Origin of the sequence: Escherichia sp. E.sYA108 (assembly GCF_011754335.1) — a bacterium.
Taxonomy (GTDB): Bacteria; Pseudomonadota; Gammaproteobacteria; order Enterobacterales; family Enterobacteriaceae; genus Escherichia; species Escherichia coli.
In genome coordinates, this window is the sequence record NZ_JAAQVZ010000001.1 from 1,889,136 (window position 1) to 1,902,233 (window position 13,098).

Genomic DNA, 13,098 nt, shown 5'->3' on the forward strand with positions numbered 1-13,098 from the left:
TATGAGCTTACGTGAAAAAACCATCAGCGGCGCGAAGTGGTCGGCGATTGCCACGGTGATCATCATCGGCCTCGGTCTGGTGCAAATGACTGTGCTGGCGCGGATTATAGATAACCACCAGTTCGGTTTGCTGACTGTGTCGCTGGTGATCATTGCGCTGGCAGATACGCTTTCTGACTTCGGTATCGCTAACTCCATTATTCAGCGAAAAGAAATCAGCCACCTTGAACTCACCACGCTGTACTGGCTGAACGTTGGGCTGGGGCTTGTGGTGTGCGTGGCGGTGTTTTTGTTGAGTGATCTCATCGGTGACGTGTTGAATAACCCGGACCTGGCACCGTTGATTAAAACATTGTCGCTGGCGTTTGTGGTTATCCCCCACGGGCAACAGTTCCGCGCGTTGATGCAAAAGGAGCTGGAGTTCAACAAAATCGGCATGATCGAAACCAGCGCGGTGCTGGCGGGCTTCACTTTTACAGTGGTTAGCGCCCATTTCTGGCCGCTGGCGATGACCGCGATTCTCGGTTATCTGGTCAATAGTGCGGTGAGAACGCTGCTGTTTGGCTACTTTGGCCGCAAAATTTATCGCCCCGGTCTGCATTTCTCGCTGGCGTCGGTGGCACCAAACTTACGTTTTGGTGCCTGGCTGACGGCGGACAGCATCATCAACTATCTCAACACCAACCTTTCAACGCTGGTGCTGGCGCGTATTCTCGGCGCGGGCGTAGCAGGGGGATACAACCTGGCGTACAACGTGGCCGTTGTGCCGCCGATGAAGCTGAACCCAATCATCACCCGCGTGTTGTTTCCGGCATTTGCCAAAATTCAGGACGACACCGAAAAGCTGCGCGTTAACTTCTACAAGCTGCTGTCGGTAGTGGGGATTATCAACTTTCCGGCGCTGCTGGGGCTGATGGTGGTGTCGAATAACTTTGTACCGCTGGTCTTTGGTGAGAAGTGGAACAGCATTATTCCGGTGCTGCAATTGCTGTGTGTGGTGGGGCTGCTGCGTTCCGTGGGTAACCCGATTGGTTCGCTGCTGATGGCGAAAGCGCGGGTCGATATCAGCTTTAAATTCAACGTATTCAAAACCTTTCTGTTTATTCCGGCGATTGTTATTGGTGGGCAGATGGCGGGCGCAATCGGCGTCACGCTTGGCTTCCTGCTGGTGCAGATTATCAACACCATTCTGAGCTATTTCGTGATGATTAAACCGGTGCTCGGTTCCAGTTATCGCCAGTACATCCTGAGTTTGTGGCTGCCGTTTTATCTCTCGCTGCCGACGCTGGTGGTCAGTTATGCGCTGGGCATTGTGCTGAAAGGGCAACTGGCGCTGGGGATGCTGCTGGCGGTGCAAATAGCCGCGGGCGTGCTGGCGTTTGTGGTGATGATTGTGCTGTCGCGCCATCCGCTGGTGGTGGAAGTGAAGCGTCAGTTTTGTCGCAGCGAAAAAATGAAAATGCTTTTACGGGCGGGGTGAATGGTTGTTTTCGGTTCCGGCAACGGTTGCCGGATGCGGCGTAAAACGCCTTATCCGTCCTGGGGGGCTGGGCTTGGATCTTGTAGGCCTGATAAGACGCGCCAGCGTCGCATCAGGCACTGAATGCCGGATGCGGCGTGAACGCCTTATCCGGCCTACGGTTCTGTGCTCGGATCTTGTAGGCCTGATAAGACGCGTCAGCGTCGCATCAGGCACTGAATGCCGGATGCGGCGTAAAACGCCTTATCCGTCCTACGGCTCTGTGCTCGGGTCTTGTAGGCCTGATAAGACGCGTCAGCGTCGCATCAGGCACTGAATGCCGGATGCGGCGTGAACGCCTTATCCGTCCTACGGTTCTGTGCTCGGATCTTGTAGGCCTGATAAGACGCGTCAGCGTCGCATCAGGCACTGAATGCCGGATGCGGCGTAAAACGCCTTATCCGTCCTACGGCTCTGTGCTCGGGTCTTGTAGGCCTGATAAGACGCGTCAGCGTCGCATCAGGCACTGAATGCCGGATGCGGCGTGAACGCCTTATCCGTCCTACGGTTCTGTGCTCGGATCTTGTAGGTCTGATAAGACGCGTTAGCGTCGCATCAGGCAAAAAACGGCAACGAAAACAACAAACACAGCCTCACCTGGCATCAAATTTATGAGGAAAAAATGAAATTACTTATTCTGGGCAACCACACTTGCGGCAACCGCGGCGACAGCGCCATCTTGCGCGGCTTACTTGATGCCATCAATATCCTCAGTCCACATGCCGAAGTGGACGTAATGAGCCGCTATCCGGTCAGTTCTTCCTGGCTGCTCAACCGCCCGGTAATGGGCGACCCGCTGTTCCTGCAAATGAAAAAACACAACAGCGCGGCGGGCGTTGTCGGGCGCGTTAAAAAAGTCCTCCGTCACCGCTACCAGCACCAGGTACTGCTCTCACGCGTCACCGACACTGGCAAGCTGCGTAATATCGCCATCGCCCAGGGATTCACTGACTTCGTGCGACTGCTGTCAGGTTACGACGCCATTATTCAGGTCGGCGGATCGTTTTTTGTCGATCTCTACGGCGTGCCGCAGTTTGAACATGCGCTTTGCACTTTCATGGCGAAAAAGCCGCTGTTTATGATTGGTCACAGCGTCGGCCCGTTCCAGGATAAGCAATTTAACCAACTGGCGAACTACGTTTTTGGTCACTGCGACGCGCTGATCCTGCGCGAATCGGTCAGCCTTGATTTGATGAAACGCAGCAATATCACTACCGCAAAAGTTGAACATGGCGTCGATACCGCGTGGCTGGTCGATCACCACACAGAAGACTTCACCGCCAGCTATGCTGTTCAACACTGGCTGGACGTTGCCGCACAACAGAAAGCGGTGGCCATTACCCTGCGTGAACTGGCACCGTTCGACAAACGCCTCGGCACCACTCAACAAGCGTATGAAAAAGCCTTTGCCGGGGTGGTCAATCGCATTCTCGACGAAGGCTATCAGGTGATTGCGCTCTCCACCTGTACGGGCATCGACAGCTATAACAAAGACGACCGCATGGTGGCGCTCAATCTGCGCCAGCACATCAGCGATCCTGCCCGTTACCACGTGGTGATGGATGAACTCAACGATCTGGAAATGGGCAAAATTCTGGGGGCCTGTGAACTCACCGTCGGTACGCGCCTGCACTCCGCCATTATCTCAATGAACTTTGCCACCCCGGCGATTGCCATCAACTATGAACATAAATCCGCTGGGATTATGCAACAACTGGGGCTACCAGAGATGGCAATTGATATCCGTCATTTATTAGACGGCAGCCTGCAAGCGATGGTTGCGGATACCTTAGGCCAGCTTCCGGCGCTGAACGCACGACTTAACGAAGCTGTCAGTCGCGAACGTCAGACGGGAATGCAGATGGTGCAATCTGTGCTTGAACGCATCGGGGAGGTGAAATGAAGGTCGGCTTCTTTTTACTGAAATTTCCGCTGTCGTCGGAAACCTTCGTCCTCAATCAAATTACCGCGTTTATTGATATGGGATTTGAGGTGGAGATTGTCGCGCTGCAAAAAGGCGACACACAAAACACCCACGCGGCATGGACGAAATACAACCTTGCTGCCAGAACCCGCTGGTTACAGGACGAACCTGCGGGCAAAGTGGCGAAACTGCGCCACCGCGCCAGCCAGACCTTACGCGGCATTCATCGTAAAAATACCTGGCAGGCGCTCAACCTCAAACGCTATGGTGCTGAGTCGCGGAACCTGATTTTGTCTGCCATTTGTGGTCAGGTCGCAACACCGTTTCATGCCGATGTGTTTATCGCTCATTTTGGCCCTGCTGGGGTAACCGCGGCAAAACTACGCGAACTGGGTGTCATTCGCGGCAAAATTGCCACTATCTTCCACGGTATTGATATCTCCAGGCGGGAAGTGCTCAACCACTACACTCCCGAATATCAGCAACTGTTCCGCCGTGGCGATCTGATGCTACCGATAAGCGATCTGTGGGCCGGAAGGCTGCAAAAAATGGGCTGCCCGAGGGAAAAAATCGCCGTATCGCGCATGGGCGTGGACATGACGCGCTTTAGCCCGCGTCCGGTGAAAGCACCTGCAACGCCGCTGGAAATCATTTCCGTCGCACGCTTAACCGAGAAAAAAGGCCTGCATGTGGCGATTGAAGCCTGCCGTCAGTTGAAAGAGCAGGGCGTGGCATTTCGCTATCGCATCCTCGGCATTGGCCCGTGGGAACGACGCCTGCGCACCCTCATCGAACAATATCAACTGGAAGATGTGATAGAGATGCCGGGCTTTAAACCGAGCCATGAAGTGAAAGCGATGCTCGATGACGCGGATGTCTTCCTGTTGCCATCGGTTACAGGTGCGGATGGCGATATGGAAGGTATTCCGGTGGCGCTAATGGAAGCGATGGCGGTTGGCATTCCGGTTGTTTCTACTCTGCACAGCGGAATACCGGAACTGGTGGAGGCCGATAAATCCGGTTGGCTGGTGCCTGAGAACGATGCCTGTGCACTGGCGCAACGACTGGCGGCGTTTAGCCAACTGGACACCGACGAACTTACTACGGTTGTCAAACGTGCGCGCGAAAAAGTCGAACACGATTTTAACCAGCAGGTGATCAATCGAGAACTCGCCAGCTTGCTGCAGGCTTTATAGAGGAGAACGTATGCCATTTAAAAAACTCTCCCGACGCACCTTCCTGACGGCAAGCTCGGCGCTTGCCTTCCTCCATACCCCTTTCGCTCGCGCGCTTCCCGCCCGACAAATCGTTAACATTAACGACTACAACCCACACGACTGGATCGCCTCATTTAAACAAGCCTTCAGCGAAGGGCAAACGGTCGTCGTGCCTGCCGGATTCGTTTGTGAAAATATCAACACCGGCATCTTCATTCCTCCTGGCAAAACGTTGCACATCCTTGGAAGCCTGCGCGGCAACGGCAGAGGGCGTTTTGTCTTACAAGACGGCAGCCAGGTGACAGGGGAGAAGGGCGGCCGTATGCATAACATCACCCTGGATGTGCGCGGTTCTGACTGCATCATCAAAGGGTTGGCGATGAGCGGTTTTGGCCCGGTAACGCAGATTTATATCGGCGGCAAAAATAAACGCGTCATGCGCAACTTGACCATCGATAACCTGACCGTCAGCCACGCTAATTACGCCATTTTACGCCAGGGATTTCATAACCAGATTATCGGTGCCAACATCACCAATTGTAAGTTCAGCGACTTACAGGGCGACGCCATTGAATGGAATGTAGCAATCAACGATCGCGACATTTTGATATCCGACCATGTCATCGAGCGCATCAACTGTACTAACGGCAAAATCAACTGGGGTATTGGCATAGGACTGGCAGGAAGTACTTACGATAATAATTATCCGGAAAACCAGGCAGTGAAAAACTTTGTCGTTGCGAATATCACGGGATCAGATTGTCGGCAACTGATCCATGTTGAAAATGGTAAACATTTTGTTATCCGTAATATCAAAGCTCGTAATATCACGCCGGATTTCAGTAAGAAAGCAGGTATTGATAACGCCACAGTTGCTATTTATGGTTGTGACAACTTTGTGATTGATAATATTGAAATGATTAATAGTGCCGGGATGTTAATCGGCTATGGGGTAATTAAAGGCAAATATCTCTCGATACCGCAGAATTTCCGAGTGAATGATATTCAACTGGATAATACTCATCTTGCTTATAAATTGCGCGGCATCCAAATCTCCGCCGGGAATGCTGTCTCCTTTGTGGCGCTGACTAACATTGAGATGAAGCGTGCGTCGCTGGAGTTACACAACAAACCGCAACATCTTTTTATGCGAAATATCAATGTGATGCAGGAATCCTCAGTTGGACCCGCATTGAGCATGAACTTTGACATGCGCAAAGACGTTCGCGGCGTGTTTATGGCGAAAAAAGAAACACTGCTGTCTCTTGCAAATGTTCATGCGGTGAATGAAAAAGGACAAATCTCCGTCGATATCGACAGGATTAATCACCATATTGTTAATGTGGAGAAGATTAACTTTAGATTGCCAGAACGGAGGGAGTAGATTTGCGACCATTCCTGGAAAAATGGAGCCATACTTAGGAACAATGCTACTGCAATCCACAACGAAGCGGCGTAACATCACAAGTAATTCAGTAATCAATTCAGGGTAATTGATGCTGGCGAAAAAAATCGAACAAGCTATAATTCAGCAACCATTTTACAGGTGGATGAAATAATGACGAATTTAAAAGCAGTTATTCCTGTAGCGGGTCTTGGGATGCATATGTTGCCTGCCACTAAGGCGATTCCCAAAGAGATGCTACCGATCGTCGACAAGCCAATGATTCAGTACATCGTTGACGAGATTGTGGCTGCAGGGATCAAAGAAATCCTCCTGGTAACTCACGCTTCCAAGAACGCGGTCGAAAACCACTTCGACACCTCTTATGAATTAGAATCTCTCCTTGAACAGCGCGTGAAGCGCCAACTGCTGGCGGAAGTACAGTCCATTTGCCCGCCGGGCGTGACAATTATGAACGTGCGTCAGGGCGAACCTTTAGGTTTGGGCCATTCCATTTTGTGTGCGCGACCTGCCATTGGTGACAACCCATTTGTCGTGGTACTGCCAGACGTTGTGATCGACGATGCCAGCGCCGACCCGCTACGTTACAACCTTGCTGCCATGATTGCGCGCTTCAACGAAACGGGCCGCAGCCAGGTGCTGGCAAAACGTATGCCGGGTGACCTCTCTGAATACTCCGTCATTCAGACCAAAGAACCGCTGGATCGCGAAGGTAAAGTCAGCCGCATTGTTGAATTTATCGAAAAACCGGATCAGCCGCAGACGCTGGACTCAGACATCATGGCCGTTGGTCGCTATGTGCTTTCTGCAGATATTTGGCCGGAACTTGAACGCACTCAGCCTGGTGCATGGGGGCGTATTCAGCTGACTGATGCCATCGCTGAACTGGCGAAAAAACAGTCCGTTGATGCCATGCTGATGACAGGTGACAGCTACGACTGCGGTAAAAAAATGGGGTATATGCAGGCATTTGTGAAGTATGGACTACGCAACCTGAAAGAAGGGGCGAAGTTCCGTAAAGGGATTGAGAAGCTGTTAAGCGAATAATGAAAATCTGACCGAATGTAACGGTTGATAAGAAAATTATAACGGCAGTGAAGATTCGTGGCGAAAGTAATTTGTTGCGAATTTTCCTGCCGTTGTTTTATATAAACAATCAGAATAACAACGAGTTAGCAATAGGATTTTAGTCAAAGTTTTCCAGGATTTTCCTTGTTTCCAGAGCGGATTGGTAAGACAATTAGCGTTTGAATTTTTCGGGTTTAGCGCGAGTGGGTAACGCTCGCTACATCGTAGGCATGCATGCAGTGCTCTGGTAGCTGTAAAGCCAGGGGCGGTAGCGTGCTGAAATTATAAAGTCATTCTTATAGAACATCGCATTTCAATAATATAATTACACCTAAATGAATAGGATACAACGTGTGCACAATTATTTAAGGCTTAAAGATAAAATAAAAAACGTATTTTTAGGGTTGTATATATTGCAGTTATTTAATTATATCGCGCCATTGGTAATTATCCCTATCCTGATAAAATATATTGGGTTGGGGGAATATGGGGAATTGGTCTATATTACATCTATTTATCAAATAGTGGCTTTGATTATTGATTTTGGCTTTACTTACACAGGACCTGTGGTTGCTGCGAGACATAGATGTGAGACCCAAAATTTACAGCGCTATTACTCAATAGTTGTTCTTTTAAAATCATTGCTTTTTATAATTGCATTAACATGTGTATTTTTATTGTGCAGATTAAATATAGTCCACTTGTCATTTTTTGGGTTTTTGTCAATTTTTCTATGCACTATTGGTAATATATTATCGCCCAATTGGTTTTTGCAGGGGATTGGTGATTTTAAAAAACTTTCATACTCACAAGTAATAGTGAGAATAACATTGTTTATCATACTTCTTGTTTATGTCTGTAGTGGCGGAGATAATGTTTTTATCCTAAGTTTTTTGCAAAATGCAACATTACTCATATGCTGTATATACTTATGGCCAAATATTCATATTAGCCATGTTGTTCATCTTAAACCTAATGAATGCATTGTGGAATTTAAGAAGGCAGGAAATGTTTTTATTGGCGTAATAGGTACGATTGGTTACAATGGTCTAATTCCTGTGTTAATTGGAAACCTTTGCGGTAATACGAGTCTTGGTGTTTTTTCAATCGTTCAAAAAATGACAACAGCATGTCAAAGTCTAATTAATCCAATATCACAGTATATGTTATCTCAAGTTTCAGAAATTAAACCTCAAGATAAACTGTTTTATTATAGAATTAAAAAAAGTTTTTTTGTGCATTTAACAATTAGCATAATTGCATGTTTATGTTATATGGGATTAGGGCAATATGTGGCGACTTTTATAGGTAAAGTTGACGTTTCATTTGTTATTATTTTATTTGCGTCAATAATTACCATTTTTTCATCTTTAAATAATGTCCTTGGTATACAGTTTCTTATACCGACAGATAATGTAAAAATACTACGAAGTATAAATGTTATGGCGGGAATTATTGTTGTTAGTTTGTCCTGGCTGTTAATATCACGCTTTGACATTCTGGGGGGGGTTTTATTAAACCTAATTGGTGAGTTTCTTGTATTCAGTATGCTAGCTTTTATTGCCCATCGAAAGTGGGGAGCGAGAGTATAATGAAAGTGAAGGCGGTTCCTGCTATTACATTCTATTTAAGTTTAATGCTGACAATTTTAGTGTTACTGTTTGGTAATGAACCAAATAAATCACAATATATCCTTGTTATAGCAACGATAACAGTTTTTTATATCGCATATATCACTAATAAAATAACTTCTCCGGCCAGCCTTCTCGTTATATCATCTTTTGTGTTTTTAGGTTGTCGCCCTTTATTATCTTTGTTTGCAAACTATGATTATAGGATTGCCGATTGGTTTATTGAAGGATATATGGATGACGATGTGATTTTGGCTAACTATGCTATAACACTAATGTATTATGGTTATACATTGGGACTAATTCTATGCAAAAATACTGAAAAATTTTATCCGCATGGTCCTTATCCTGAAAAACAATTGCTAAAAATAAAGTTTCTTTTGACTTTATTTTTTCTGGGTTCGATAGGTATGGTTGTAAAAGGGATATTCTTTTTTAACTTTATAGAATCTAATAGTTATGTTGATATTTATCAATCAAATATAACAACGCCAATAGGTTATGATTTTCTATCTTATTTATTTTATTGTTCTTTTTTCCTTATATGTGCGTTTCATATACAGTTCAGAACAAATAAAAAATTTCTTTTTATTGCGATATGCATTGCTGCATTTAGCACCTTGAAGGGTAGTCGTAGTGAAGCTATAACGTTTCTTTTAACGGTTACATGTATATATTTTAATGAAGTAAAGACAAGAAACTTACGTCTGCTGATTACAATGATTTTTGTTTTTAGCGTCATTTTTGTGATTAGTGAATTTATCTCAATGTGGCGCACTGGAGGGAGTTTTTTTCAATTAATGCAGGGTAATAATCCTGTTATAAACTTTGTATACGGCATGGGAGTATCATATCTTTCCATTTATCAATCAGTAAAACTACAACTATTGTCAGGGGGATATAATGTTACCTATCTATTCAGCCAGTTAATAATAACTTGCTCGTCAATATTTAATGTTAAATTGAGCTTGCCGGAAATAAGCTATAGCCATTTGGCCTCATACACAGCAAACCCAGAACTATATAATCTTGGGTTCGGACTTGGGGGGAGTTATTTAGCAGAATCGTTTTTAGCATTTGGTCTGATTGGATGTTTCATTATACCCTTTTTACTTTTACTTAATTTAAATGTATTGGAAAAATATACAAAAAACAAACCAATTATATATTTTGTTTATTATAGTGTGTTGCCACCTATATTATTCACACCAAGAGAGACTTTGTTCTATTTCTTCCCCTATCTTGTCAAAAGTATATTTGTTGCTTTTTTAGTTACATTATACATCCAGTATAAAAAGGATTGACCAAAATGTCAGAAAAAAATGTCAGCATAATAATCCCAAGTTATAACAGGGCTCATATTCTTAAGGAGGTCATACCAAGTTATTTTCAGGATGAGACTTTAGAGGTTATAGTTATCAATGATGGATCAACAGATAATACAAATAGTGTATTAGCTGAACTGAAGGAAAAATATTCTCAGTTAGTTATTTTAGAAAATGAAACGAATAAAAAACAGATGTATTCTAAAAACCGAGGGATTGAAATAGCCAAAGGGAAATATATTTTTTTTGGTGATGATGACTCTTACCTCTTACCCGGTGTTATATCTCGGTTATTGGCTACAAAATATGAGACAGGCGCTGATGTAATCGGCGCAAGAATACTTTATATGAATAATAACGAGAAAACAATTGAAGATTGCATAAATCGACATAAAAAAGAGGGGCGTTTTGTTAGTGATCTAAATAGATTGGATTTTAGTTATACATGTGATTTGGACCATCCGATTGAATGTTTTTATGCACAGCCTTTTGTTCTAGCTGAAAGGGAACTAATATCGAAATATCGATTTGATATATCTTATACGGGAAACTGCTATCGTGAGGAAACTGATTTCATGCTATCTCTATTTATTAAAAATAAAAAATTTATATATGATTCAAAGGCTTTGTTAATAAATTTACCTCCAAGAAAAGCGACGGGAGGGGCAAGAACAGCTAATCGATTAAAATATCATTACGAAAGTTGCATAAATAATTATAGATTTTTAAAAAAATATAATGATAATTTGAATCTTCTTTCAGGACAAAAGCATGCTATATTTTACCGACAGTGTCAATTCGTTCTGCTAAAAATGAAGTCGTTTATCGGGAAGTTTTTAAAATGATTATATATATCGCCGCGTATAATGGTTCAGGAGGGCAAGGTGGGGTGGAAAGGGTTGTTGCCCAACAATGTAACATTCTTAAAAATTTGGGGGTTAAAGTCATTATACTTGATAAAACATACTTCAAAATTTCTAACAAAATTCGTAACAAAAAAATACAAGTAGCACTTTATCCAATATTAGTTTCTCTTTATTTAACCTTACAAAAATTACGTGGCGTGACGTTTAAAGTTATTGCACATGGCTATTGTTCTCCTTTTTATAGGAATGACATCTTAATAGCTCATGGCAATATGAAATGTTATTTTCAAACAGTCATGAATAAAAAACCTAATCGGTTGTCTGGCAGTGGTCTTTTATCTTTCTATGAGCGTTGGGCTGGAGCATTTTCAAAAAATATCTGGGCTGTTTCAAATAAGGTTAAAAGTGAATGGAATGAGCTTTACAATATTAATTCACATAAAATCAAAGTTGTTCGAAATTTTATAAATCTTGCACAATTTGATTACACTGATGTTAATGAAGCAGAATATGTGACATTTGTCGGGCGATTGGAAAAAGGAAAAGGAATAGATGATCTGTATTACATATGTAAAAATCTGCCAGATACTTCCTTCCATTTAGTTTCAAGTATTCCCGCCCCACAAAATTTTGCTTCGCTAAATAATGTTCTGACCAGCATTGCTGTCCCCTATGCGAAAATGCCAGAAATATTTAAGAAATCCAGAGTACTTATTTTACCGTCCTATTATGAAGGATATGAGCTGGTTACTATTGAAGCGCTATGCTGTGGTTGCCCTGTGATAGGCTATAATGTTGGTGCAATTAGAGAGTTGTATGCAGAAAGTTTTCCTGGCGTATTTATTGCCAATAATAAAGAAGATTTAGCACAAGTAGCCTACAAATTAATTAGTCTTGATAATGAAAAATATTATCATTTGAGACAAACTATTTATAGCAAGCGTGAGCTTTTTTCTGAAGAGAGATATGCGGAAATTTTAACGGCGGCATTTAATGAAAAAAAATAAGAAACTCTGTCTCATTTCAATTAACTCATATAATGAACTTACCGGAGGAGGAGTATATTTACGTACGCTTGTTAGTTTTCTACAAAAACAGAATGTTAATTTAACACTTATTGATAAAAAATCCTCAGGTAAACTATTCGAAGACAATACTTTTCAACATATATCATTTATTAAAGGTAAACGTCAGGATATAATATCCAGGCTTTTTTTTATACCATCATTTTATGTCCCTTATATTTTCTCAATAATTAAAATTTTACGGAAGCAAGATATTCTTGCTTTTCACAACTCTCGGCTTGGATTGTTATGTCTGCTTTTTAGAATACTCATGCCCCACAAAAAGATCATATTGTTTACGGATAACTTCGAATATGACTTAATAAGACAAAAAGATAAAAACATAACTACTTTTATTGAAAAATTAATTGTTTATCTCAATGAATTTATCGGGCTTAAGAATTCAGATTTAGTTAGCTATATTACCCGGCAAGATAAAAATGCAATGGATAAATTTTATGGGATTAAAAAAAGCAGAAATTTAATTCTCCCTGTGATATTTAGTAGAGAAAAACCAACTGATGTATTGTCAGCTCACTTTATTAATGAGTATAATCGATTGAATAATGATAATAGGAAAAAAGTAGTATTTACTGCATCTTTTGATTTTTTTCCAAATATAGATGCTGCCAACTATGTTTTAAATGCAGCAAAGTCTAATAATGATTATTGCTATATTTTGGCAGGTAGGAAAAGTACTACTTTGAATCTTCCTGATTTGGATAATTTATTTTTTTTCGATAATCTATCTAATAGTGAAATGTCATATTTATTATCTGCTTGTGATGTTTTTTATTCTCCTATAGTTTTAGGAAGTGGAATGAAAACAAAAATTGCAGAAGCACTATCATATGGATTATATATTTATGCGACAGAGCATTCCTTAATCGGCTATGATGAAATTATAAACAATAAGGAGTGTGTTAAAAAAATCTCACATTTGGATGAGGAATTTCCTAAAGATTTCAAGATGAAAAGTATCAATAAACAGCTAATAATGTCTTATCAGCAAAAATATTATTCACATTATCGGTTTAATGGCCATGAACTTGATATAATAAATTTTGACGATTAGTTAG

General features: G+C 42.7%; 10 protein-coding genes. All 10 read left to right on the top strand.

Features of this window, described 5'->3' with window-relative positions; genetic code table 11:
- The first annotated feature begins 1 nt into the window (after window position 1).
- Window positions 2–1,480: a colanic acid undecaprenyl disphosphate flippase WzxC gene (wzxC, locus tag HBM92_RS08845; protein WP_000058492.1), complete on the top strand. Its 1,479-nt coding sequence runs from the start codon at window positions 2–4 to the stop codon at window positions 1,478–1,480.
- A gap of 661 nt (window positions 1,481–2,141) precedes the next feature.
- A complete protein-coding gene (gene wcaK, locus HBM92_RS08850) occupies window positions 2,142–3,422 on the top strand; it encodes a colanic acid biosynthesis pyruvyl transferase WcaK (protein WP_000770889.1) in 1,281 nt (426 codons plus the stop codon).
- Entirely contained in the window at window positions 3,419–4,639 is a 1,221-nt protein-coding gene (wcaL, locus tag HBM92_RS08855) for a colanic acid biosynthesis glycosyltransferase WcaL (protein ID WP_000862622.1), read from the top strand. Before wcaK ends, wcaL begins: the two co-directional genes overlap by 4 nt.
- Window positions 4,640–4,649: 10 nt before the next feature.
- Window positions 4,650–6,044 (top strand): colanic acid biosynthesis protein WcaM, encoded by a 1,395-nt coding sequence (gene wcaM / locus HBM92_RS08860; RefSeq protein ID WP_001115981.1) that lies wholly within the window; start codon window positions 4,650–4,652, stop codon window positions 6,042–6,044.
- Window positions 6,045–6,218: 174 nt separating this feature from the next.
- Entirely contained in the window at window positions 6,219–7,112 is an 894-nt protein-coding gene (gene galF, locus HBM92_RS08865) for a UTP--glucose-1-phosphate uridylyltransferase GalF (protein WP_000183060.1), read from the top strand.
- Between the two features lie 356 nt (window positions 7,113–7,468).
- Entirely contained in the window at window positions 7,469–8,725 is a 1,257-nt protein-coding gene (gene wzx / locus HBM92_RS08870; RefSeq protein ID WP_001297889.1) for an O6 family O-antigen flippase, read from the top strand.
- A complete protein-coding gene (wzy, locus tag HBM92_RS08875; protein ID WP_000864941.1) occupies window positions 8,725–10,068 on the top strand; it encodes an O6 family O-antigen polymerase in 1,344 nt (447 codons plus the stop codon). The genes wzx and wzy overlap by 1 nt, the downstream gene beginning before the upstream one ends.
- A 5-nt stretch (window positions 10,069–10,073) precedes the next feature.
- The gene (locus HBM92_RS08880) at window positions 10,074–10,934 is read left to right on the top strand and encodes a glycosyltransferase family 2 protein (RefSeq protein WP_001291426.1); all 861 of its coding nucleotides are present in this window, start codon (window positions 10,074–10,076) and stop codon (window positions 10,932–10,934) included.
- Complete coding sequence (locus HBM92_RS08885; protein ID WP_000587910.1) at window positions 10,931–11,962, top strand: glycosyltransferase family 4 protein; 1,032 nt, start codon at window positions 10,931–10,933, stop codon at window positions 11,960–11,962. The genes HBM92_RS08880 and HBM92_RS08885 overlap by 4 nt, the downstream gene beginning before the upstream one ends.
- Entirely contained in the window at window positions 11,949–13,094 is a 1,146-nt protein-coding gene (locus HBM92_RS08890) for a glycosyltransferase (protein ID WP_000739679.1), read from the top strand. Before HBM92_RS08885 ends, HBM92_RS08890 begins: the two co-directional genes overlap by 14 nt.
- The last annotated feature ends 4 nt before the right edge of the window (window positions 13,095–13,098 follow it).

Bases quoted from the DNA above. Each gene is read 5' to 3' on its own strand.
- wzxC (WP_000058492.1), top strand. From the start codon at position 2: ATGAGCTTACGTGAAAAAACCATCAGCGGCGCGAAGTGGTCGGCGATT.
- wcaK (WP_000770889.1), top strand. From the start codon at position 2,142: ATGAAATTACTTATTCTGGGCAACCACACTTGCGGCAACCGCGGCGAC.
- wcaL (WP_000862622.1), top strand. From the start codon at position 3,419: ATGAAGGTCGGCTTCTTTTTACTGAAATTTCCGCTGTCGTCGGAAACC.
- wcaM (WP_001115981.1), top strand. From the start codon at position 4,650: ATGCCATTTAAAAAACTCTCCCGACGCACCTTCCTGACGGCAAGCTCG.
- galF (WP_000183060.1), top strand. From the start codon at position 6,219: ATGACGAATTTAAAAGCAGTTATTCCTGTAGCGGGTCTTGGGATGCAT.
- wzx (WP_001297889.1), top strand. From the start codon at position 7,469: ATGAATAGGATACAACGTGTGCACAATTATTTAAGGCTTAAAGATAAA.
- wzy (WP_000864941.1), top strand. From the start codon at position 8,725: ATGAAAGTGAAGGCGGTTCCTGCTATTACATTCTATTTAAGTTTAATG.
- HBM92_RS08880 (WP_001291426.1), top strand. From the start codon at position 10,074: ATGTCAGAAAAAAATGTCAGCATAATAATCCCAAGTTATAACAGGGCT.
- HBM92_RS08885 (WP_000587910.1), top strand. From the start codon at position 10,931: ATGATTATATATATCGCCGCGTATAATGGTTCAGGAGGGCAAGGTGGG.
- HBM92_RS08890 (WP_000739679.1), top strand. From the start codon at position 11,949: ATGAAAAAAAATAAGAAACTCTGTCTCATTTCAATTAACTCATATAAT.